This window comes from Staphylococcus sp. HMSC071G07, from assembly GCF_001811435.1.
GTDB lineage: Bacteria > Bacillota > Bacilli > Staphylococcales > Staphylococcaceae > Staphylococcus > Staphylococcus pettenkoferi.
The window spans coordinates 72001-94620 of the sequence record NZ_KV804785.1 but is presented as its reverse complement, the minus strand read 5'-3'; the positions used below and the strand labels follow the sequence as shown (position 1 = coordinate 94620).

General features: G+C 39.9%; 19 protein-coding genes and 5 tRNA genes. 17 read left to right on the top strand and 7 right to left on the bottom strand.

The genetic code is table 11. The features are described 5' to 3' along the window. Positions 1 to 32: 32 nt before the first annotated feature. The 9 genes from HMPREF2802_RS11380 (at position 33) to glmM (ending at position 5322) form a co-directional block, all read left to right on the top strand. Positions 33 to 104: transfer RNA gene (locus HMPREF2802_RS11380), tRNA-Glu, on the top strand. A 5-nt stretch (positions 105 to 109) separates the two neighbouring features. Beyond that, positions 110 to 185 (top strand) — tRNA-Val (locus tag HMPREF2802_RS11375). An 18-nt stretch (positions 186 to 203) separates the two neighbouring features. After that, positions 204 to 288 (top strand) — tRNA-Tyr (locus HMPREF2802_RS11370). 7 nt (positions 289 to 295) lie between these two features. After that, positions 296 to 370: transfer RNA gene (locus HMPREF2802_RS11365), tRNA-Gln, on the top strand. 1 nt (position 371) lies between these two features. Further along, positions 372 to 444, top strand: a tRNA-Lys gene (locus HMPREF2802_RS11360). A 414-nt stretch (positions 445 to 858) separates the two neighbouring features. Next, positions 859 to 1764, top strand: coding sequence for an arginase (gene rocF / locus HMPREF2802_RS11355; protein ID WP_070504777.1), 906 nt, complete (start codon positions 859 to 861; stop codon positions 1762 to 1764). Between the two features lie 437 nt (positions 1765 to 2201). Further along, complete coding sequence (gene cdaA, locus HMPREF2802_RS11350) at positions 2202 to 3008, top strand: diadenylate cyclase CdaA (RefSeq protein ID WP_070504774.1); 807 nt, start codon at positions 2202 to 2204, stop codon at positions 3006 to 3008. Further along, the gene (locus HMPREF2802_RS11345) at positions 3009 to 3941 is read left to right on the top strand and encodes a CdaR family protein (protein WP_070504771.1); all 933 of its coding nucleotides are present in this window, start codon (positions 3009 to 3011) and stop codon (positions 3939 to 3941) included. It begins immediately after the preceding gene. A gap of 28 nt (positions 3942 to 3969) precedes the next feature. Then, positions 3970 to 5322 (top strand): phosphoglucosamine mutase, encoded by a 1353-nt coding sequence (glmM, locus tag HMPREF2802_RS11340; protein WP_002471654.1) that lies wholly within the window; start codon positions 3970 to 3972, stop codon positions 5320 to 5322. 151 nt (positions 5323 to 5473) lie between these two features. On the opposite strand, the gene HMPREF2802_RS11335 is transcribed toward glmM, so the two are convergent. Genes HMPREF2802_RS11335 through HMPREF2802_RS11320 form a run of 4 tightly spaced genes read right to left on the bottom strand, consistent with a single transcriptional unit; the run spans position 5474 to position 10651 of the window. Further along, positions 5474 to 6580 carry a mannitol-1-phosphate 5-dehydrogenase gene (locus HMPREF2802_RS11335; RefSeq protein WP_070504783.1) on the bottom strand — a complete coding sequence of 369 codons (1107 nt, stop codon included), beginning with the start codon at positions 6578 to 6580 and terminating at the stop codon, positions 5474 to 5476. Further along, positions 6580 to 7014 (bottom strand): PTS mannitol transporter subunit IIA, encoded by a 435-nt coding sequence (locus HMPREF2802_RS11330; RefSeq protein ID WP_049405645.1) that lies wholly within the window; start codon positions 7012 to 7014, stop codon positions 6580 to 6582. The genes HMPREF2802_RS11335 and HMPREF2802_RS11330 overlap by 1 nt, the downstream gene beginning before the upstream one ends. Before the next feature lie 7 nt (positions 7015 to 7021). Further along, a complete protein-coding gene (locus HMPREF2802_RS11325) occupies positions 7022 to 9070 on the bottom strand; it encodes a BglG family transcription antiterminator (protein ID WP_070504768.1) in 2049 nt (682 codons plus the stop codon). 39 nt (positions 9071 to 9109) lie between these two features. Further along, positions 9110 to 10651, bottom strand: coding sequence for a PTS mannitol transporter subunit IIBC (locus HMPREF2802_RS11320; protein ID WP_070504765.1), 1542 nt, complete (start codon positions 10649 to 10651; stop codon positions 9110 to 9112). Positions 10652 to 11272: 621 nt separating this feature from the next. Between HMPREF2802_RS11320 and glmS the strand changes: the two genes are divergently transcribed. The 3 genes from glmS (at position 11273) to HMPREF2802_RS11305 (ending at position 14913) form a co-directional block, all read left to right on the top strand. Beyond that, positions 11273 to 13078, top strand: coding sequence for a glutamine--fructose-6-phosphate transaminase (isomerizing) (gene glmS, locus HMPREF2802_RS11315; protein WP_049410915.1), 1806 nt, complete (start codon positions 11273 to 11275; stop codon positions 13076 to 13078). 133 nt (positions 13079 to 13211) lie between these two features. Further along, a complete protein-coding gene (locus tag HMPREF2802_RS11310; RefSeq protein ID WP_070504763.1) occupies positions 13212 to 13994 on the top strand; it encodes an ABC transporter ATP-binding protein in 783 nt (260 codons plus the stop codon). 67 nt (positions 13995 to 14061) lie between these two features. Next, positions 14062 to 14913 (top strand): Cof-type HAD-IIB family hydrolase, encoded by an 852-nt coding sequence (locus tag HMPREF2802_RS11305; protein ID WP_070504761.1) that lies wholly within the window; start codon positions 14062 to 14064, stop codon positions 14911 to 14913. 86 nt (positions 14914 to 14999) lie between these two features. Here HMPREF2802_RS11305 and HMPREF2802_RS11300 read toward each other — a convergent pair whose 3' ends face one another. From HMPREF2802_RS11300 to HMPREF2802_RS11290, 3 genes are all read right to left on the bottom strand, one after another. After that, a complete protein-coding gene (locus HMPREF2802_RS11300; protein ID WP_070504758.1) occupies positions 15000 to 15938 on the bottom strand; it encodes a DUF2189 domain-containing protein in 939 nt (312 codons plus the stop codon). A gap of 204 nt (positions 15939 to 16142) precedes the next feature. Then, complete coding sequence (locus HMPREF2802_RS11295) at positions 16143 to 17111, bottom strand: cation diffusion facilitator family transporter (RefSeq protein WP_070504755.1); 969 nt, start codon at positions 17109 to 17111, stop codon at positions 16143 to 16145. 11 nt (positions 17112 to 17122) lie between these two features. Next, positions 17123 to 17428 carry an ArsR/SmtB family transcription factor gene (locus HMPREF2802_RS11290; RefSeq protein WP_070504752.1) on the bottom strand — a complete coding sequence of 102 codons (306 nt, stop codon included), beginning with the start codon at positions 17426 to 17428 and terminating at the stop codon, positions 17123 to 17125. A gap of 147 nt (positions 17429 to 17575) precedes the next feature. Between HMPREF2802_RS11290 and HMPREF2802_RS11285 the strand changes: the two genes are divergently transcribed. The 5 genes from HMPREF2802_RS11285 to HMPREF2802_RS11265 all read left to right on the top strand — a co-directional run bounded on the left by HMPREF2802_RS11285 (position 17576) and on the right by HMPREF2802_RS11265 (position 22591). Beyond that, complete coding sequence (locus HMPREF2802_RS11285) at positions 17576 to 18226, top strand: SDR family oxidoreductase (RefSeq protein ID WP_070504749.1); 651 nt, start codon at positions 17576 to 17578, stop codon at positions 18224 to 18226. Between the two features lie 532 nt (positions 18227 to 18758). Beyond that, a complete protein-coding gene (locus HMPREF2802_RS11280; RefSeq protein ID WP_002471653.1) occupies positions 18759 to 19694 on the top strand; it encodes a type I phosphomannose isomerase catalytic subunit in 936 nt (311 codons plus the stop codon). Positions 19695 to 19713: 19 nt separating this feature from the next. Next, complete coding sequence (locus HMPREF2802_RS11275; RefSeq protein WP_002471655.1) at positions 19714 to 19947, top strand: hypothetical protein; 234 nt, start codon at positions 19714 to 19716, stop codon at positions 19945 to 19947. 59 nt (positions 19948 to 20006) lie between these two features. Further along, positions 20007 to 20987 (top strand): YeiH family protein, encoded by a 981-nt coding sequence (locus HMPREF2802_RS11270; protein ID WP_070504746.1) that lies wholly within the window; start codon positions 20007 to 20009, stop codon positions 20985 to 20987. Positions 20988 to 21217: 230 nt separating this feature from the next. Further along, positions 21218 to 22591 carry an EVE domain-containing protein gene (locus HMPREF2802_RS11265; RefSeq protein ID WP_070504743.1) on the top strand — a complete coding sequence of 458 codons (1374 nt, stop codon included), beginning with the start codon at positions 21218 to 21220 and terminating at the stop codon, positions 22589 to 22591. Positions 22592 to 22620 lie beyond the last annotated feature (29 nt).

Here is a 22620-nt window from a genome sequence, read left to right as displayed (position 1 = left end):
CGTAGGTTCGAATCCTACCTGTGGAGCCATATGGCCCCGTGGTCAAGCGGTTAAGACACCGCCCTTTCACGGCGGTAACACGGGTTCGAGTCCCGTCGGGGTCATTCGTGGAGGATTAGCTCAGCTGGGAGAGCATCTGCCTTACAAGCAGGGGGTCGGCGGTTCGATCCCGTCATCCTCCACCATTTCAAATTAATAGCTACGGAGGGGTAGCGAAGTTGGCCAAACGCGGCGGACTGTAAATCCGCTCCTTCGGGTTCGGCAGTTCGAATCTGCCCCCCTCCACCATGATTATTGGGCTATAGCCAAGCGGTAAGGCAACGGACTTTGACTCCGTCACGCGCTGGTTCGAATCCAGCTAGCCCAGCCAAGAGCCATTAGCTCAGTTGGTAGAGCATCTGACTTTTAATCAGAGGGTCAGAGGTTCGAATCCTCTATGGCTCACTCACGCACCTTCTTTCTATGAAGGTGCTTTTTTGTACTTTTACAATTATCTGAGCTCAGTAACTCCGTTGCATCATTTAGTTCTAACTCTAATATTGATTTGTTACTCGTATTATGAAAATATCGTTTCTCAAATCAGAGAGGCTTGCAATAACTGCAAATTAAAATTATCGTTTTGTTTTCTTTCAACATATTTCTCTTTGTTAGTTCTACAAAAAAATTTACCTTCTCTCATATGAATAGTCATACATAAATTGATATAAACCACTTTCTAAAATGAATCTTCAATCAGCATTCTGATATATTATGTAATTCAATCCCTTTTATCAAACTCTCCCTAAAGCATCGTTAATTGAATGTTTTATACTATTCGTTTATTCTTACCATATATCTAACACAAAGGGGTTGTGATTGATGAATAAGAAGATAGATATCATAGGTGCACCTACTACATATGGTCAACCCAAACTAGGGGTTAATTTGGGACCGGAAGCCATTCGATATGCTGGACTCGTCAAACGCATTCAAGCTTTAGGTCTTGAAGTGGAGGATAGAGGCAATATTGATGTACCTCGGGTTGATTTGGAACGATTTCATGGGCCGCAAGAAGGTCTACGCAACTATGATGAAATAATGGAAGTGTCTAAGAATTTAAGTGAAGCGGTATCTACAAGCGTTGCACGTAACCATTTCCCACTCGTTATCGGAGGGGATCATTCGCTGGCTATTGGTTCTATTACTGGAGTGAGCCAACACTACGAGAACTTAGGTGTGATTTGGTATGATGCACATGGTGATTTGAATATTCCTGAGGAGTCGCCTTCAGGTAATGTACATGGTATGCCACTTCGTGTACTTGCTGGAGAAGGTGATGAAGGTCTCGTTCAGTTAGGTGGATTCGCTCCTAAAGTTAAACCAGAGAATATCGTTCTTATCGGTATGCGTGACTTAGACGAAGGGGAGAAGCAGTACATCAAGAAACATCACATTCAAACTTATACGATGGCTGATATTGATCGTTATGGTATTCAGCATGTGATTGAGGAAACTATCAATTATCTTAAAGATAAAACGGATGGCATCCATCTCTCATTAGACGTAGATGGTTTAGATCCAGTAGAAACACCAGGAACAGGCACTCGAGTACTTGGTGGGTTAACTTATCGAGAAAGTCACTTTGCTTTAGAATTATTACACGAATCTCAGATGATTACCTCTATGGATGTTGTGGAAGTAAATCCGTTAATTGATAACAAGAATCGTACTGCAGAACAAGCTGTCGGTTTAATTGGAAGCTTTTTAGGTGAATCGTTACTCTAATTTAAAAATAAAAGTATGATTGGTTGTTAGTCTAAAAGCAACAGTTTTAAAAATAATTGACTAATTAAGATGATATACTTGAAGTGATTAAATAGTACTAACATGAACGGCATTCACTTTTTAGAGATTAAATTTATTTATCGCATTAAGTGGCTTTGCATTCATAAAGCATTTTAACTTTTCAACACGGGATTGAGCGTAGAAAATATCCCATTTTCTTGCTCTATCCCACTTTTTTATTTTTCTCCAACAAAAACTTTACTCCAACTCACAATCACCACTTACACCATACCTCAAAGTTCTCCTGAATTTCCCCCATACAAATCTAATATTTCAATTTTCAAACTAAAGAAGAATTTAGCTGTAACTATATATGACAGTTATAGTTATGATTGGTATAATGGATAGCATGGGAACAGATTACCGGAGGAGATGTTATGGAATTATCCAATTATTTTAATCATTGGAATACGGTAAGCGTCATTACGAGCATCCTTGATTTACTCATCGTTTGGTATGTCCTTTACTTAGTTATCACAGTATTTAAAGGCACGAAAGCGATTCAGTTGCTCAAGGGTATTGTGGTCATCGTTATTGGCCAACAAGTGAGTAAGATGCTGAACCTGACTGCGACATCCCACTTGTTTGATCTCGTCATCCAATGGGGGGTATTAGCGCTAATCGTTATCTTCCAACCTGAAATTCGACGGGCACTTGAACAGCTAGGGCGAGGCAGTTTATTTAAAAGATATACAAGTAATTTAAACAGCAATGAAGATAAGCTGATTGAAGCGGTATCGAAAGCAATTCAATACATGGCGAAACGTCGTATTGGTGCGCTCATTGTCTTTGAGAAAGAGACAGGCTTACAAGATTATATAGAAACGGGTATACCGTTCGATTCTGACATTTCTCAAGAGTTGCTAACGAACGTGTTTATACCTAATACGCCACTGCACGATGGTGCGATGATCATTCAAGGCACGAAGATTGCAAGTGCAGCTTGTTACCTTCCACTTTCTGATAGTGCGAAGATCGCGAAGAGTTTAGGTACACGTCATAGAGCAGCTGTAGGTATATCTGAGGTTTCAGATGCATTTACTGCTGTCGTTTCTGAAGAGACAGGGTTTATCTCTGTGACATTCGATGGTAAGTTGCGTAAAGATATTTCTACAGATGCATTTGAAGAATTGTTGGCTGAACATTGGTTTGGCACACACTTTCAAGAGAAAGGTGTGAAATAGATGTTAGAGAGTAAATGGGGGCTGCGCTTAATCGCGTTAGCACTAGCGGTATTATTCTTCCTATCCGTGAATAATGTATTCGGTAATGTGTTCAATGCAGATAAATTCGGACAGAATTCGACAGAGACACTGAACGATGTGCCTGTTGAGGTGAAATACGATCACAAATCACTGTATGCGAGTGGCGCACCAGAAACAGTTAACGTAGATTTATCAGGTACACGTTCTCAAGTGTTGAAAGCACAGAAGAACGAAGATATTAAAGCTGTACTTGATTTAACTGGTGAAAAAGCGGGAAAACATTCAGCAGATTTTGAAGTTAAAGGTTTAGATGAAGATCTAGATTATGAAGTGAAACCGAAAGATGCGAGTGTCAATCTCGAACAGAAAGTCACTAAGACGATGAAAGTTGAGCCAGATGTCAGTGAGAACAATGTAGATGGAGAGCACAAGATTAGCGAACAAACTGTATCTCCACGTACTGTGAAAGTCACTGGCGGACAAGAACAGATTAAGAAGATTGCCTACTTGAAAGCGACGTACAAAGATTCAAGTACAATTTCTGAAGATATTACAGATGTAGCACAAATTACTGCATTTGATAGTCAGCTCAATAAAGTAGATGTGACGATTCAACCTAAAGAAGTGAATTTATCAGCTAAATTGGAACCTTATAGTAAAAAGGTGAAGATCGCACCTAAAGTGGTGGGTAGTTTAGCCGATGGACATCAAGTAGATAAAGTGAAACTAGATGATGATGAAATTGAAATTTATGGAAATAAAGATGACTTAAAGGATATCGACGAAATCACAGGGGAAATTGATGTCGATAATGAGAGTGAGGATACTGAGAAAGAGGTTACTCTCAAATTGCCTAAGCATGTGACGAAAGCTGATCCAGATCAGACACAAGCGAAAGTCTATATCAAATAATACGTAAGATACAAAGGAGTTAATAACAATGGCTAAATATTTTGGTACTGATGGTGTCAGAGGTGTCGCAAACCAAGATTTAACACCTGAACTTGCCTTTAAGCTCGGACGTTATGGTGGCTATGTACTTGCACATAATAAAGATAAGAAACATCCTAAGGTACTTGTTGGACGCGATACACGTGTATCAGGTGAAATGTTAGAGTCTGCACTCATCGCAGGTCTCGTCTCAATCGGAGCTGAAGTGATGCGCTTAGGTGTGATTTCTACACCAGGTGTCGCATACTTAACCAAAGAAATGGAAGCAGAGCTTGGTGTAATGATTTCTGCTTCACACAATCCGGTTGAAGATAATGGTATTAAATTCTTTGGCTCAGATGGTTTCAAACTTTCTGACGCTCAAGAAGAAGAAATTGAAGAATTACTCAATGCAGAGAACCCTGACATTCCTAGACCTGTAGGAGAAGATATCGTACACTACTCTGATTACTTCGAAGGTTCTCAGAAGTACTTAAGCTATCTTAAATCAACCGTCGATGTGGATTTCGAAGGTATGAAGATTGCTTTAGATGGCGCACATGGTTCTACTTCATCTCTAGCTCCATTCTTATTCGGTGATTTAGAAGCGGACACAGTGACGGTCGGTTGTAATCCAGATGGTTACAACATCAATGACCAAGTAGGTTCTACTCACCCTGAGAAACTTGCTGAAACGGTTGTTGAGAAAGAATGTGACTTCGGTCTCGCATTTGATGGCGATGGTGACCGTTTGATTGCGGTAGATGAGAAAGGTGACATCATTGATGGTGACCAAATCATGTTTATTATCGGTCAAGAAATGGCGAAGAACCAAGAACTAAACCATAATATGATTGTTTCAACGGTGATGAGCAACCTTGGTTTCTACAAAGCGTTAGAAGCGGAAGGTATTCAATCAAACAAGACGAAAGTCGGCGACCGTTACGTGGTTGAAGAAATGCGTCGTGGTGGTTACAACCTTGGTGGTGAACAGTCAGGTCACATTGTGATGATGGACTACAATACGACAGGTGACGGTTTACTTACAGGTGTGCAATTAGCTTCAGTGATTAAACTTACAGGTAAAAAGCTTAGCGAATTAGCTGCACAAATGAAGAAGTATCCACAATCACTCGTTAATGTGAAAGTAACGGATAAACATCGTGTTGAAGAAAATGTTGCAGTACAAGAAGAAATGACGAAAGTCGAAGTGGATATGAACGGAGAAGGTCGTATTCTCGTGCGTCCTTCAGGTACAGAACCACTCGTACGTGTCATGGTTGAAGCGGCAACTGATGAGAAAGCACAAGCGTACGCTGAACGTATAGCTAAAGTCGTTGAAGAACATATGGGGCTAGAATAATTGCTAACTAGCGCCAATAATAAAAGTTGAGATACGCAATCGCTTTATAATAGAGCAAATCTCGCAATTCAAAAAACGTATATAACTAAAAAAGGATTCGAGCATGAAGCTAATTACTTCGAGCTCGAATCCTTTTAGTTTATCTAATCGCTTAACCTAATACGTTGTATTCACGCACAATTTCTTGAGTTAAACCTTCATCAGTGTGCGCATATTCTTTAAGAAATGCTTCAACACCGTTGTTTTTAATATAATTATTCTTCTCAACCGTCTCTTTATCATTCGTATCATCATATTTTAACAGATAAGCTGCAGCTTTCAGCAATCCTTCATGAGGTAAATCTTGTTGATAAAGATAATTGAGTGGTTTAATAATGCGATCTTGAGGACCAATTTTACGTAAAGTGCCTCGGCCAACACGTGTAACCGCATCAGAAAGATTAGGGTTCTCAAAACGTTCCATGATTTGATCCACATATTGTGCCTGTTGTGATTCAGTGAAAGTGAATTTAGACGTAATATACTGGCTTGTCTCTGAAAGCACTTGTTTCAAACCGTCTTTAATTTGTGTATCCTTCATGGCATCGAGCACAGTGGCTTTATCGTGATAACGTCCTGCATAAGCTAAGAACGCATGACCCGTGTTCACTGTGAGGAGCTTACGTTCGATGTAAGGTGTTAGATCATCCACATAGTGAATATGATCTAACTCAGGCCCATACCAATGTTGACGCTCAATCGCCCATTCAAAGAACGGTTCGACAACGACGTCTAACAAATTCTCGTTATGTTGTTCAGGAACAATACGGTCAACAGCTGAGTTTGCAAAGTGGATGTGGTCACCTAGTGGCCCTGTAATATCTAAAATAGCTTGTTTCAACGTATTTGTCGCCATAATCGCATTCTCGCACGCCACGATATTGACGGGTGTTTCTTTCTCTTTCAGATAAGGTGCAAATGTCTTTGCGATAAGTGGTAAAATATTCACGCCGACTGCAGTAGTAATAATATCCGCTTCCAATACCGCTTGCTTCAACGCTTCCGAAGGTTCACTAGAATTAATACCATCAACATTGTGAACGCGTGTCGTCGTACGTTCTTCATCAGCTAAAATGACATCGTATTCATGTTGTTGCTCAAGTTCATGAATCACCGTCTCGTTGACATCCGCAAAGGTTACTTTGACCTCATTATCAGCTAGGATGAAACCGATGAAACCGCGACCGATATTGCCGGCACCGAAATGTAGGGCTTTCATCATGCATCGGCCTCCTCAAAGACTTGTTTGATTTCTTCTGCAGATTGCGCGTTGACGATGCGTTCAACATTCTCTTCTTCACTGAACGTGATCGCGATCTTAGATAATAAGTCTAAATGCTCACCATCTTTACCTGCGATACCTACTACGACTTTCACTGTTTCGCCATCCCAATCGATACCTTCAGGAATTTGAATTAAAGATAAACCTGATTGAATGACTTCTGTCTTCGCTTCATCAGTACCGTGCGGAATTGCTAAACCGTTACCCATAAACGTAGATACGAGTTGTTCACGCTCTTTCATAGCTTGAATATAGCCTTCAGTCACCGCGCCACTTTTAACTAACGCTTGGCCAGCTTGTTCGATGGCTTCCTCTTGTGTACTAATAGATTGGTTAAGATAAATATTGTCATTGCTAAATAATTCGCTCATAATCGTATCACTCCATAGTTAAGATTTGTTGTAAATAGGCGACATACTGATCTTTCAGTATTGAAATCAATTTGTCTGGTTCTGACATCAGTACGTCAATATCATCAAGGTGGTGAATGAGTTCACCGGTAAAATGACTGACGAGTTGTGCTAAGTTAGGATCGTCAGGAATAAAGATATTAATTAAATAACGAATCGGTGTGTCATTATGATTTGGTAGCTCGAGTGGTTGTTCTAACACAGTGAGAAGCAACATCGGTTTCTGGATGACTGAACTTCTCAGATGTGGAAGAGCAAGAGGATAGGGCGCTAATGCATAACCATCTTGTTCCATGCGGGCTACCAGCAATTCAGAGAATGACTGTCGATCGTCGATAATCTTCCTTTGATATAAACTTTCTGTTAGATAACTTACGACATCATCCACGTGAACTTGTTCAACTTCACAGTGGTCAAGAAGTTGTAAGCCATCTCGAACTTGATTTAAGATTTCTTCAGTATCTCGTTGTGTTTGAGAAGGTTGTTTCGGCTTCCAAAGGTTGCTCGGAATTTCAGTTTTAGTTTCAGTTTGCGTGTAGTCACTCTGGCTTTTTAAAAATTGAGCGACAAGATGAATATCGGTATCCGGCAGTAAAGGATTAACAGTTAAGTAATCCGCTTCGATATCAAGATTGACTGTCGAAATAATGGCATCATAGGTTTCAAGCGACATGTGCGCTAACTCTCCAACTGAAGCTTGATTCGTCGACGTGACTTCTGGAAAGGTTTGCTCCAATCGCGTCGCTAATAAACGACTTGTTCCAATCCCGCTGCTACAGACGACTAACACATTTAACGTGTGATGTTCCTCACGTCTAATAGCACCGCCGAAATGGAGAACGAGAAAGGCAATCTCGCTATCAGGAAAGTTTAAATCGCTCCACGTTGCCTCTACCGCCAACTTCACACTGTGAAAGAGGTGAGGATATTTCTGTTTTACCATTTGTGTAAGTGGATTATAGGTTTCAATATTTGCTCTCAAACGGTTCATAGCAGGAATGAGATGCAACTTCAATCCTTCAGTTAGCGTATCTAACTCACTAAATTCCATCTCCGCAAAGTTACTTACGCGTTGGATAAAACGTTGAATGCGTGTTTCGTCATGCTCATCATCTTCTGTGATATCTTTACGCTTCGCACCTCTAAGGTGAATTGTGATAAAGGTAATTTCAGCTTCAGTAAAGGTCACATCGTAAATCGCTTCTAAACGATGAGCAAGTGCAGTTGCAACTTCAAATTCACGGGTATGATGTACCTCTTCGTAAACTTCAGGCTCTAAAGTTACATATTCATTTTTCTGCATCCGATCAATACTCAGAACGATATGAACGGTCAATGTGATATAGCTTGACTCAATCAATGTATATGGCAGTGAATCAAGATAATCCATTAATAGTCGTTCGACACGAAAAATCTTATCCATATCTACCATAGATAACTGTGTTTGATTGAGTGACTGATAAACGAAGTGATTTTCTATAACAGAGTAAACACTTGTGCTATTTAGATTGTTGACCATCCATAAACTCAGTAGCTCACGTTTTTTAGATTCTGCACCTTGAAGTGAAATACCTTCGCCGCGTTTACGTTGTAGTGTGAGTTGATAGTTAGTGAGTACTTGTTCGAGTTGATCCAATATTTTAGACAGTGTTTGAGTTGAGACCCCAATCTCATGTGCGAGACTGTACTGCTTAATAGGGGCATCTGCTTGGATTAAGGCATATAAGATGATGACTTGTTGTTCTTCTTCAGATAAGTCTGCCATGGGTTGATCTTGGACGAGTTGTTGTAACCGGTCAACGGCAGTAGTTGAGCCACTTAACTTCACGCCTTTACGCACGACGCGTTCCAACTTCAGCCCCAGTTGAGTCAACGTCTCTTCAAGTGATTTCAATTCTCGATGTATCGTACGAGAGGAGACAGCAAGCGTTTGAGCAATATCGTATATCGTTAAATATTGATCTTGATGCTTGAGTAACATTTCAGTGATGGCTCTTTCACGTTTGCTCAGTAACATAGCTGTATCCTCCTTTAGTTGATCTATGGGGTTGAAGTATTACTGATCAGACTTTAACTGTTCGAGTAACTCTTCGTATCTTGGTGAGTTTAAGAAATTATCTACAGAGATATGAATCGCATTTGGTGCTTGTTTGATTGCACGATCTGTTAATTTCTTCTGTGTAATGACAAGTTGTGCATCTTGTGGTAACTGATTAATCGCTGTATTCGTTACGTCGATATCAGTTAAACCAGCTTTCTTGAACTTATTACGCAACATGCTGGCACCCATTGCACTAGAGCCCATTCCTGCGTCACATGCGAAGATGACGTGGTTAATCTTGCTGTAGTCGTGCGCATCGACATTCTCAGTATCATATTTCTCTGTGAGGTCTTCTTCCTCTTCAGCACTAGCATCAGACGTAGTACCTTCATCTTCAGCTTTATCTGTTTGAGCTGACGCATCTTTAGTATCTTTGTTCCCTGATAGTTGTGAAGATACTCTTGATTTCTTACCTTTCGTTTGTTCCATTTGTGCTGTGGCACTTTCAAGGTCCTGTTTAGGTTCTTTAGTAAAACGTAAAATAAGTGATGCGACGATAAAGGAAACGAGCGCTGCGAGTAGCACACCAAGAATCATGTGCAAGTAGTTGCCTTTAGGTGTGTTGAAAATGTAGACCAAGAATGAACCTGGTGACGCTGGACTTTTAAAACCAAAGTCAAAGAGTGAATAAGTTGCAACACCTGTCATACCACCAAGGATCACTGCGATGAAGAGTAACGGACGCATCAATACATATGGGAAGTAAATCTCATGGATACCACCGAGGAAGTGGATGATACCTGCGCCATATGATGTTGCTTTCGCAGTTCCTTTACCGAAGATCATGTAAGCGACGAGAATTCCAAGACCTGGTCCAGGGTTAGATTCAATCGTATAAAGAATAGATTTACCTAAATGTGCGGACTGGTCTGCGCCAAGGGGTGTGAACACACCGTGGTTAATCGCGTTATTTAAGAATACGATCTTAGCTGGCTCAATGATGACACTTACGATAGGTAATAAGTGCGCGTGTACAAGACTACCCACGATCACGGATAGGATGTACATGATACCGTGCATAATAGGTGCGATAATCTTAAATCCTACGAGCGTCATAATAAAACCAAGAATTCCGGCCGAGAAGTTGTTAAACAACATTTCGAAACCTTGTGGGGTACGAGGTTGGATGAATTGGTCTGTCTTCTTCATCAACCAGCCGACTAAAGGCCCCATAACCATAGCACCAAGTAACATTGGTGTATCCGGCATTGCTACGATGACACCCATTGTTGCAACGGCAGCAATAATACCGCCACGCATTTCATGGATGAGACGACCACCACTATACGCGATAAGTAATGGAATTAAATATTTAATCATCGGATCAGCCAAACTTGCGAGATCTTTGTTAGGCCACCAACCGCCATCGATGAAGATCGCTGCGATTAAGCCCCAAGCGATAAACGCACCAATGTTTGGCATAATCATACTACTGAGGAATGACCCAAAGGCTTGAACATTACGGCCGATTCCTTTGTTCTCTTGTGTATCTGACATTGAGGACACCTCTTTTTCAATAAGTTTATAAGTCTATTGTATGAGGTGTGTAAGCGTTCGCACAATAACAACTAATGACAACTTTGTCAGTCGAAGTGTGACAAACGTCACTTTGTAAACCATGTTTACTTATAGTAGAAAAGGGATAAACAAGGGGCGGTTCCAATGTGGTAATGTTTGCATTACAAGACCATTACATTGTAGAATTATGTATGTTGATAGAAAGGAGGACAGACAACATAATTCAGTTAAAGCGCCAGTACAAATGCAGTGTCTTATCCATTATTTAAGGTTTAATATCAGAAATCTTAATAGATAGGTCGTCTGTATTTGTAGACGAGGTGGATAGTTATCGAGATTTCGGCGGATGCTATCCCGGATGGTTAGGCTCATTCGTAAGCTTAATGATGAAAACACTAGGGTAACTTAGTGCACAAAGTTATTAAGCAAGCCTATATGACTATAGCAACACACGAACTGTAAGAGAGCAGTTGCTAGGATGCGTTGAAAAGGTGTGTGATTACAGGCATGGATAGAACCATCGATGTCTTCTTTTCCTATGCGCAATTCTAGTCTATGCTTCCATGCTTTGTTTCGTGTGATTATTGGAGGAAATAATTTATGTGCGGAATTGTCGGTTATATTGGGCATGATAATGCCAAAGAACTATTACTTAAAGGTTTAGAGAAATTAGAATACAGAGGTTATGACTCAGCAGGTATTGCTTTAACTAACGACGAAGGTACTGAAGTATTTAAAGAAAAGGGTCGTATTGCTGATTTAAGAAAAGTAGCAGATGACAATGACTTTGACGGTACACTAGGTATCGGTCATACACGTTGGGCGACACACGGTGTACCTAACCACGAAAATTCACATCCTCATCAATCTGCTTCTAAACGTTACACACTTGTACATAACGGTGTAATCGAGAACTATGAAGAGTTACGAGCAGAATATTTAAGTGATGTGAATTTCTTATCAGAAACAGATACAGAAATTGTTGTACAACTTATTGAACACTTCGCTAACGAAGGTTTAGATACTGAAACAGCATTTACGAAAGTAGTTTCAATGCTCGAAGGTTCATACGCACTTGGTCTTTTAGACGATCAAGATAACGATACGATCTACGTTGCGAAGAACAAATCACCATTACTCATCGGTGTGGGTGACGACTTTAATGTCATTGCTTCAGACGCGTTAGCAATGTTACCAGTAACAAATCAATATAAAGAAATTCACGACCATGAAATTGTTATCGTGAAACGTGAGAGCGTAGTTATTAAAGATCAAGACGGCAATGTTCAAGACCGTGAAACATACACTGCTGAAATTGATGCGGCAGACGCTGAGAAAGGCGTTTACGATCACTACATGCTTAAAGAAATTCACGAACAACCAGCCGTTATGCGTCGTATTATCCAAGAGTATCAAGATTGCGAAGGTAACTTGAAGATGGACAAAGATATCGTGGATGACGTTGCGGCAGCAGATCGTATTTACATTATCGCAGCAGGTACGAGCTATCATGCTGGTTTAGTAGGTAAAGAGTTTATTGAAAAATGGGCAGGCGTTCCGACAGAAGTACACGTTGCTTCAGAGTTCGTTTACAACATGCCATTACTATCTGAAAACCCATTATTTATCTATATTTCTCAATCAGGAGAAACTGCAGACAGTCGTGCTGTACTCGTAGAAACGAAGAAATTAGGTCATAAATCACTCACAATTACGAACGTTCCAGGTTCTACATTGTCACGTGAAGCGGACCACACTTTATTGTTACATGCAGGTCCAGAAATAGCTGTGGCGTCTACGAAAGCTTACACAGCACAAATCGCAGTGCTTTCAATCTTGTCTCAAATCGTTGCGTTAGAACACGGTCGCGAAGCAGAAGTCGACTTATTAAGAGAACTTGCGAAAGTGACGACAGCGATTGAAGCGATTGTAGACGATGCTGAGAAGTTAGAAGATATTACGAAAGAATTTATGGATGATACACGTAATGCATTCTTCATCGGACGTACAATTGATTACAATGTCAGCCTTGAAGGTGCGTTGAAACTGAAAGAAATCTCTTACATCCAAGCTGAAGGTTTCGCTGGTGGTGAATTGAAACACGGTACGATCGCGTTGATTGAAGAGGGTACACCAGTAGTAGCACTTGCGACACAAGAGAACGTGAATAACTCAATTCGCGGTAATGTGAAAGAAGTTGCAGCACGTGGTGCGAACACTTGCGTGATTTCAATGGAAGGTCTTGAGAAAGAAGGCGACACTTACGTGATTCCACAAGTTCACGAATTATTGACACCACTCGTATCTGTAGTAGCAACACAATTGATTGCTTATTATGCAGCTCTACACCGTGACTTAGACGTGGACAAACCACGTAACTTAGCGAAATCTGTAACAGTAGAATAAGAGTGGTATGTTTTACTAGAAGAGAGTAGATGCTTTCGTGCATTTGCTCTCTTTTTTTATATGTAAATTGAGGTTTTAAAAATATCTGAATTATCGTACAATAAAGCTAATCATGTACAAGGAGGGGAAGGACATGCTTATCAATCTTGAAAAAATCGGACGTATTAAGAAGGGAAAGACGATACTCAATGATATTGACTGGACCATCAATGAGGGCGATCACTGGGTGCTCTATGGTCTCAACGGAGCAGGCAAAACCACATTGCTAAATATCATCAATGCCTACGAATCACCCACTAATGGACAAATGACTTTATTTGGCATGCAACCAGGTAAAGTCGGTTACTCCGCTGACAATGTGCGTAATCATATAGGCTTTGTATCTAATAGTTTAATGGAACGTTTTCAAGAAGGGGAACTTGTTAAAGATGTCGTCATGAGTGGGGCTTATAAATCTATCGGTTTATATACCGAGCCATCAGAAGAAGTACGAGAGAATGCGTTGCACTTACTCCAGCAAGTAGAAATGGAGGACTTTAAAGAGCAGTATTATGGTCTATTGTCTACTGGCGAAAGACAACGCGTACTCATTGCACGTGCTTTAATGGGACAGCCTGATTTACTCGTGTTAGATGAGCCGGTTTCTGGATTGGACTTTCTCGCACGGGAAGCAGTATTAACTGCGCTCGACAATCTCTACCATCATTATCCTGATTTAGCAGTCATTTATGTCACGCATTTCGTTGAGGAATTGACTTCTGAGGTGGGCAAAGGATTCCTATTAAAAGATGGAGAATGCTACAAACAAGGTGCAATTGAAGCGGTTCTAAATAGCGACACACTTTCGGCATTTTTCAACCGACCTGTTGAGTTAACGCGGCTACATGGGCGATACGCTCTATTTCTCAAAAGCTGAAGTGATTGAGTCCACTCCAACGAAGTGAGATAATAACGTTAATAAGAGACGTTGGAGGTCAAGCATAATGGATAATGTACAAGCAATCTTCCTTGATATGGATGGAACGATTTTACATAGTGATAACCGAGTGAGTGAGGATACTACTCAAATTATTCGAGAATTGAGAGCGCAAGGTTATAAAGTCTTTCTTGCTACAGGGCGCTCTCATGACGAGATTCATTATCTTGTATCAGAGGATTTCAGTGTCGATGGCATCATTAGTTCAAACGGTACACAAGGTAAGGTTCAAGACGAGACGATATTCCAACATGGCATGACTTTAGCTCAAGTACAAGACATTGTAAAGTTAGCTCATAACAACCACATTTATTATGAAGTCTTTCCATATGATGGGCAAAGACGCATTTTAACAGAAAATAGAGAGTGGATCGAAGCGATGGTTGCTGAAGAGGAACCTATAGGCGGAGTAAGCGTGAGTGAATGGCATTCGCGTAAAGATGCTTTAAAGGATAAAGTCGAATGGGTAGAAGCCTTACCGGATGAACCGTACGCGAAGATATATTTATTCTCAAAAGAACAATCACAAATTCAAGCTTTCCGTGACCAACTGATTGAAGATCAAGAGCAATTGAATATTTCAGTTTCAAATTCTTCACGCTTTAATGCGGAAACCATGGCATATGGGGTGAATAAAGGAACAGCGATTAAAGAGATGATTGAACACTTTAATATTCCACGTGAAAGTACTTTAGTTATCGGAGACAGCGATAACGATCGTGCGATGTTTGAGTTCGGTCATTACACGGTTGCGATGAAGAATGCACGTCCTGAAGTGCAAGCATTAGCGAAAGACGTGACTTCGTTGACGAACGAAGAAGATGGCGCAGCACACTACCTTAAGGAACACTTATTGTAGTTAAGAGAGGATAAAATGTAGAGTTATTAGTAGAAAAAAGCCAGTCGGTGGAGACAGATGCCCACTGACTGGCTTATTCATTATACTTATGCTTTTGTTGATTTCTCTGGTTTCTTGCCGTTTCGATTAAAGTAATGAACCATTCCTACAGTAAGGATATAGAAGAGAATCACTTTGACAATCATACAGATGATTCTCATCGTCTGCATAATCATAACGACTACATTTTGTGACATCTGTTGGGTATTAATTGCAATGATTGGCATTAAAACATGGTTTATTAAAATACTAATCAACCATATTAAGAGTGTTCCAATGAAGAACTTGAACCATGTTTTATGGCCGTTCTTAATTCCTTTAAAGCCATTTTTAACATTTGTACCTACACTACGGTTAATATCATTTACAAATGAAGTTGTCATATTAATTACAATCATAGCTAGGATAATTGTGAGAATGGCTATGATTAATGAAGTGAGTATGCCATTTATTATTTGAATTGTCGTAAAGATTGTCATCTGGTTACTTGAGTTTTGTAACGATTTAGCGAATTGTTTAAGGATTAATTGAAGTAATTCAGAGTAAAGATAAATAATTAATCCATTAATTATTAAATAGATGATAAACATGATAACTGATATGAGACCCATCAATAACGCTTTCGCATATCTCCCTTTAAAGAATGTTGAGAAGATATCGCGGATATTAACTGTCTCTCCTCGCGTCGCTTTACTTATCATGTAAATTAAACTTGAGAATACTGGGTAGGCTAAGAGTATCCAGAGTAGGGCGACGAGAACGATAGCAGCAATTACAGGTAACCATGCTGAAGCGGTATTACCACTGCCACCGCCCAATTGAGCTTGCATTTGTTGTTGCTCTAAACCTTGCGTTGATAAACCTAAAAGTACATAGCTAGCGAAAGTCATAATTGCTAGCATGATTGCGCTGATAACTGTAAAGCCTATGACTTTCCAGTTTTGTGGCTTAATACTTTTAAAAGCCGATGTATGAAAACTAAACAATTTTTTGCACTCCTTTTCACTGATATACACACAATATCAAATACTATATCTTTTTCAAAATAAATAGACAACGATTAAGCCTCTCAATCGTTGACTTTACATAGTTTTAACACAAAAATAAACCGTGAGTAAACTCACAATATAGACGAGATCTGCAAAATAATTTGAAACTCGTCCATATCGTTGCTTACTCACAGTTTCAATTTAAGCATGTGAATGTAGATGTTGGTGTTCATCATGATGGAGTGTTGAACAGAATACAGCATCTTCATGATCGTGATTGGCCGTCTCCAATTGAATCGTCACGTGTTGAATATTTAAATGGTTCAATTTATGTTCCACACGTTTTAATACCGCTTCGGTCTCAACCATCGTCAGTGTAGGTGAGACTACAGCATGGCAACTCAATGCATTCATATCGTTAGAGATCGTCCAAATATGACAATCATGCACATTATTAATTTCAGGTTCTTCCGTAATCGCTTCAATAATCGTATTTAAATCAACATTCTCCGGTGTACCTTCCATCAAGATGTTGAGAGAAGATTTGAGTACGCCCCATGCACCTTTCAAGATAATCAATGACATGAGGATACTGACGATAGGATCGGCTAAATTCCAGCCAAACAACCAAATTAGTACTGCTGCGATAAGCGCACCAATTGAGCCGAGTAGGTCACCAATAACGTGTAAGAAAGCGCCACGCATATTCAAGTTATGCTCTGTATCGCTTCCGGCAAACATCATCACTGCGATGACAACATTGATGATTAAACCAATTGTGCTGATGATAAACATTTGTGTCGACTGCACTTCGGCTGGCTGCATAAAGCGTTGAATCGCTTCGATAATGATAAAGATACTAATGACGAAGAGCAACGCGCCGTTAAAGAGTGCAGCAAGAATTTCAAAGCGTTTATAACCGAACGTTTTATTAACTGTCGGGTGCTTTTCCGCATAGATAAAAGCAATGAGCGCCACGCCTAACGAAATCGCATCGCTTAGCATATGCCCCCCATCTGATAGTAATGCCAAACTATTGGCAATAATACCCCCAATAATTTCTACAATCATAAAAGTGAAAATAAGAATAAAACTAATGAGCAGCACTTTCTTGTTGTTCGTATGAACATGACTGTGTGCATGTGAATGGTCGTGTGTGTGTTCAGACATAATTGAGCCTCCTAATGATGTGTCGCATGATTGAGTGCTTGTTCTAACAGTTGTGTCACGTGCTGGTCGTCGAGTTGATAAATCTTAGATTGACCTTGTCTCTGTGCATGAACAAGATGTGCTTGTTTTAATAAGCGTAGTTGATGAGAGACGTTGGATTGACTTAGATTTAGCGTGTGTGAAATATGACCGACACTACAGGGATGTTGAATTAATAAATGTAAGATTCTTACACGGTTGCCATCGCTGAGCGCTTTAAATATTTCCGTCACGCGTTCAAGTGTATGACGTTCGATATCTTGCGTTTGATTCTCCATATGTATAATCTCCTATTTTAATATATGAACATATATTCATATATTAAAATATTCTTCGAACTGAGTCAAACTTTGGACAAGAGTTAAGCGACTTGTTACGGTAAGCTATACTCAAATACTTAAAGAACAAGATAGGAGGCCGAACAGATGAGTATTTTAGTGATCGGCGCTAATGGAGGCGTAGGTAGCAAGCTTGTAAATCAATTAACTCAAGATGGTGAAGATTTCACTGCAGGTGTTCGTTCTGAAGAGCAACAGAAAGAGTTAGAGGAACGCGGTATTAAAGCACAACTCATTGATGTTGAGAAAGATGATATTGATACGCTGAAAGAGAAAGTGAAAGGTTTCGACAAAGTTATCTTCTCTGTAGGTTCAGGTGGTAACACTGGCGCGGATAAGACAATCATCGTCGATCTTGATGGTGCAGTGAAGACGATAGAAGCGAGCAAGATTGCCGGTGTACAACGCTTTATCATGGTTTCAACGTATGACTCTCGTCGCCAAGCGTTTGACGCAAGTGGAGATTTGAAACCTTATACGATTGCGAAACACTACGCGGATGAATATCTTAAACAATCTGGTTTAACTTACACTATCGTACATCCTGGTCTACTTTTAGATCAATCTGGTAGTGGTAAAATTGATGTCGGTGCTTTCTTTGAAGGTAACGGTGCGATTCCACGTGAGGATGTTGCTACCGTGTTAAAAGAAGTTGCACATGAAGACGGGGAAGATAATCAAGAATTCCAAATTGTTCAAGGTTCCACAGATATTAAGCAAGCGATTGCACAAATTTAATGCAGAGTGGCGCGTAAATGAGTGAAGCGACAGTAAATTAAAAGATGCATATAATTTCTAATGGAGTCATAAAATATCGTATAAAATAACCCCAGTCGTGATTAACGACTGGGGTTTTCGCAAATTTTCAAGTCAATAAGTTGCGCTTCAATCAACTTATTGCTTTATCATATCTATTACCTTATATGCTTAAATCATCACCGGAAGTCTTTAATTACTTCCTAATTCAATTATAATGCCTATCTTAAAATGAAAACAAGACTTGATTTAGTGCAATTATTTACTTTTAACTACAAAAAGCAACAAACTGTAGTGAAAGTATTAAGAAATTGTGACGTTTAGGGCTTGAACCGGCGTCTATACCTAACTCAATTACCGCGAAGCCCGCATGTTGTGATACAATCAGAGTAAGTGTTCGTTAAGATATTAATAAAAGTAAGGTTTCAAATATATATTGACGACAATTTATTGAATATACATATAAAGCTATAGAGAGATAGAGTGTAGCGAATACTAAGACGGAGGTGCAGTAATGCCGTTATTCTTAAGACCAGTGTTGAAAGACAAAGTCTGGGGTGGGAAGAAGTTAACGACATTCGGTTACGATTTGCCTAGTGACACAGTGGGTGAGGCATGGACAATCTCTGCACATCAAAGTGGACAGTGTGAGATTACAACAGGCCGATTCTCAGGTTGCACGCTAGATGAGGTGTGGGATTCACATCGAGAATTGTTCGGGGACTTTCCGAGTCATGAATTTCCGCTTATGACGAAGTTGATTGATGCACAAGGCCCTTTATCGATACATGTTCACCCCGATGATGCCTATGCGTATGAGAACGAAGATGGCCAATACGGGAAGTCAGAGTGTTGGTATATCGTTGAAGCAGAACCAGGAGCTGAGATTATCTATGGTTTCAAAGATGAGGAAGCACCAGATAATCTCACGCGTTTACAGCAGCAAGATTATGATGGGCTCTTCAATAAAGTTGAAGTGCAAGCAGGCGATTTCTATTATGTTCCAGCAGGTATGGTGCACTCAATTGGTGCGGGTGTCCTCGTATATGAGACGATGCAGTCTTCTGACGTGTCATACCGTATTTACGATTATGGTCGGGAATATGAGAAGAATCATCGAGGTTTAAACAAGACGCAAGCACTTGAAGTGTTAGAAACGCCTGATATTGAAAATGTTTCGACGACAGATATTGAGTATCGAGAGAATCACAAGCGGACGCAACTCGTGTCTAATGACTTCTTTACCATGGTGAAATGGGAAATATCAGGGACATTAAATTATATGAAACCACGTGAGTTTGTCTTAGTTTCAGTTATCGACGGTCAAGGTGAAGTGATTACAGACGGAGATATCTTTGCTATTGAAAAAGGTTCCAACTTTATCCTCACATCTCACGATTTAGATACAGTATTCGAAGGTGACTTTGAACTCATTATCAGCTATTTATAATATAAGGAGCGTATGGACGATGCAGAAGTTTATTTATATCGCACTGATTTGTGGTGTCATCACCGGCGCAGGTATATTTCTTCAACTTCCAATCTTTCCAGTATTATTTGTGCCGATAGTATTAAATATTCTCGGAATTATTTGTGTTGCTGTAACACTGCGTGACAAAGAAGTGAATGGCTTACTGAAACTGGGAGGATTACTCATCAATATTATGCCGTTGTTCGGTGCATTCTCAATGATGCATCAATGAGGTTCTCATTCGCCCTATAGTCATCACGAACCTAGAAGATTTGCAGAAAAGGTGATAACATGAATCGTTTAAAAGGATTAATTCTGACGGTGGGTATCGCAGTAATAGCGACGATTCTCGGTACTTGGCTACCTATTATTGGTAGCGCAATATTTGCTATTGTCACCGGAATGATCATCGGTAATATTTGGCGCGTACCTGAGTCGTTTCAACCGGGAATAAAATTTAGCAGTAAGAAAGTGCTTCACTACAGCATTATCGTTCTGGGCTTTACGCTCAGCTTTCAATCGATTGGTAGTGTGGGTTGGAAGTCGCTACCTATCATCTTTATTACGCTAATTGTAGCGTTTTTAATCGTCTATTTATTGTTAAAGTTGTTACATATTGATGAGAATATCGGAATACTCATCGGTGTAGGTACATCGATTTGTGGTGGTTCAGCGATTGCTGCTACAAGCCCCGTCATCCGTGCTAAGGAAAGTGAAGTCGCATTCTCAATCTCTACCGTATTTCTGTTTAATTTGATTGCAGTGTTCATCTTTCCGCCCATGGGTCACCTCTTTCATATGAGTCAGACTGCCTTTGGTTACTTTAGTGGGACGGCGATTAACGACACCTCAAGTGTGATTGCGGCGTCATCCATATACGGTCATCAAGCACTTCAGACAGGTGCGATCGTTAAACTTACGCGCACCCTCATGATTATTCCGGTCGTGTTATTCTTCGCAGTGAGAACGATGAATAAGATGAAATCGAAAGACGCGAATGTGTCGATTGTGAAGATCTTTCCGTGGTTTATCGTTGGATTTATTCTCGCTTCACTCATCAGTACGGTATTTAACTTTTCCCCAACGGTTATTCATGTTTTTCAAAAGATTTCTCTATTCTTTATCAGTATTGCGATGGCGGGTATCGGTCTGGGCGTGAATTTTAAACAGTTTAAAGAAGCAGGATTTAAACCAATCCTACTCGGACTGATCATATGGTTCGTGGTCATCGTATCAAGTTTAGTGACGATGTGGTTCACGCATTTATGGTAAAAGTAGACAGCGTATTGTGTTGAGAATTGCAAAAACTCACAGAAGATTTAACGCCGAACCTACTCGAGGAGCTACGTCTAGAACGTAAATGATAGAACATATGTGGATTGGATAGCACTTATTTTACTTGAGAGTACGAAGAGATGGTTTCAGAATTTCTTGTACTCGTTACATTTTAAACTTATAATAGACAAGATAGTATAAACTTAGAGAAGCAAGGAGTATTCTACATGGCTGAGGAAACAAATTACTTTTGGTTGAATTGTGGGTATAATCGTTGGGACCATCACGAACCACTCGTAGGACAGACTACGTTATTTGAATCAGGAGCCCATTTCAATCCGTCACAAGGCTTTAGAGCTTTTAAAAATGCGCAAGTAGGGGACCAAGTTATCTTCTATCAAGTGCAAATGGATACAGGCCTCCTAGGTCATGGGGAGATTGTCAGTGTGCAAACTGGCGCGCAGAATAAGATTCGTGTGCACTTCGAGTTGAAAGAAGAGTTAAAACCGCTCACATCCGACTATTTGAAGCGAAGTGAACAACTTGAATTTAGAATGCGTAATATGAAAGAAACATTATTTAATCAAATTACAGAAGAAGAATTCGAATTAATCGTGAGTTTAGGACGTGGTGAAACGAAGATTCCTCGTTATTTCTTCCTTTCTGAAACACAGGACTTTGAACCTGATGAAGATTATACCGTTTATACACATACATATAACGGAATTAAGCGTAATGGTTATCATCACTATACGCAGCTGGAAGTTGGAGATCAACTCGTCTTCTTTAATAAGAATGCGAATCAATCTGTGATCGGATTAGGTGAAGTGTCACATCATTTACACGAGAAGCCACCGATTCCAGGTCGTACGAATAGCTCGGCTATTGAAGTTTATTTCGAACGCACGATTAATCCAGTAACGTTAACGACATTAAATAAACATCCGAAATTGAAGAATTTATACTTTTTACAGGAAAATGCGAAACAAGCGATCGCAAGTTTATCTCAAACGCAGTACGAAGCCATTCTTGAAATGAGTGAGAATAATGGTTTGAAGCCACAGTTTGAGAAAGTTGAAAAAACGCATGTCTTAGACTCAGAAGAGGATGATGTTAAGCCGTTCATCTTGCTCGTGGTCAATCGAGATAAACAAGGTTTAGAAGCGGCTCAAGAGTTGCTGCAGAAGACGAATGCTAATCCGGTTATTACGACAGGCCATCCTGACTTTACTGAAGATATGCTATACGGAAAATATTTGCCGAACGAAAACGGCGCGTTATATTACCGTGAAGGCTTTATCACGCAGAATATGCCGCGTAAGGATAAAAGTTACCTAGTCATAGATAATTTCAATCGCATTGATCCGGATGTCTTCCAAATGTATTTAAATGTCCTTGATGGCTACGAAATTACGTTACCGCGTTATAACAAAGAGGGTAAGATGATTAAGTGGTCTCGTAAGAAAGATTCGTTCTATCACTTTAATCCGAATTGGCATATCATTGGTATCACATACGATGATTTGGCGACGATTAAAGAGAAATATAGTCCTCAATTCTTGAAATATACACGTATCGTCCGTGTGAATGAGGATCAATAATTGAATAGAGTTTGAATTGGAGAACTTGA

Bases quoted from the DNA above. Each gene is read 5' to 3' on its own strand.
- rocF (WP_070504777.1), top strand. From the start codon at position 859: ATGAATAAGAAGATAGATATCATAGGTGCACCTACTACATATGGTCAA.
- cdaA (WP_070504774.1), top strand. From the start codon at position 2,202: ATGGAATTATCCAATTATTTTAATCATTGGAATACGGTAAGCGTCATT.
- HMPREF2802_RS11345 (WP_070504771.1), top strand. From the start codon at position 3,009: ATGTTAGAGAGTAAATGGGGGCTGCGCTTAATCGCGTTAGCACTAGCG.
- glmM (WP_002471654.1), top strand. From the start codon at position 3,970: ATGGCTAAATATTTTGGTACTGATGGTGTCAGAGGTGTCGCAAACCAA.
- HMPREF2802_RS11335 (WP_070504783.1), bottom strand. From the start codon at position 6,580: ATGAAAGCCCTACATTTCGGTGCCGGCAATATCGGTCGCGGTTTCATC.
- HMPREF2802_RS11330 (WP_049405645.1), bottom strand. From the start codon at position 7,014: ATGAGCGAATTATTTAGCAATGACAATATTTATCTTAACCAATCTATT.
- HMPREF2802_RS11325 (WP_070504768.1), bottom strand. From the start codon at position 9,070: ATGTTACTGAGCAAACGTGAAAGAGCCATCACTGAAATGTTACTCAAG.
- HMPREF2802_RS11320 (WP_070504765.1), bottom strand. From the start codon at position 10,651: ATGTCAGATACACAAGAGAACAAAGGAATCGGCCGTAATGTTCAAGCC.
- glmS (WP_049410915.1), top strand. From the start codon at position 11,273: ATGTGCGGAATTGTCGGTTATATTGGGCATGATAATGCCAAAGAACTA.
- HMPREF2802_RS11310 (WP_070504763.1), top strand. From the start codon at position 13,212: ATGCTTATCAATCTTGAAAAAATCGGACGTATTAAGAAGGGAAAGACG.
- HMPREF2802_RS11305 (WP_070504761.1), top strand. From the start codon at position 14,062: ATGGATAATGTACAAGCAATCTTCCTTGATATGGATGGAACGATTTTA.
- HMPREF2802_RS11295 (WP_070504755.1), bottom strand. From the start codon at position 17,111: ATGTCTGAACACACACACGACCATTCACATGCACACAGTCATGTTCAT.
- HMPREF2802_RS11290 (WP_070504752.1), bottom strand. From the start codon at position 17,428: ATGGAGAATCAAACGCAAGATATCGAACGTCATACACTTGAACGCGTG.
- HMPREF2802_RS11285 (WP_070504749.1), top strand. From the start codon at position 17,576: ATGAGTATTTTAGTGATCGGCGCTAATGGAGGCGTAGGTAGCAAGCTT.
- HMPREF2802_RS11280 (WP_002471653.1), top strand. From the start codon at position 18,759: ATGCCGTTATTCTTAAGACCAGTGTTGAAAGACAAAGTCTGGGGTGGG.
- HMPREF2802_RS11275 (WP_002471655.1), top strand. From the start codon at position 19,714: ATGCAGAAGTTTATTTATATCGCACTGATTTGTGGTGTCATCACCGGC.
- HMPREF2802_RS11270 (WP_070504746.1), top strand. From the start codon at position 20,007: ATGAATCGTTTAAAAGGATTAATTCTGACGGTGGGTATCGCAGTAATA.
- HMPREF2802_RS11265 (WP_070504743.1), top strand. From the start codon at position 21,218: ATGGCTGAGGAAACAAATTACTTTTGGTTGAATTGTGGGTATAATCGT.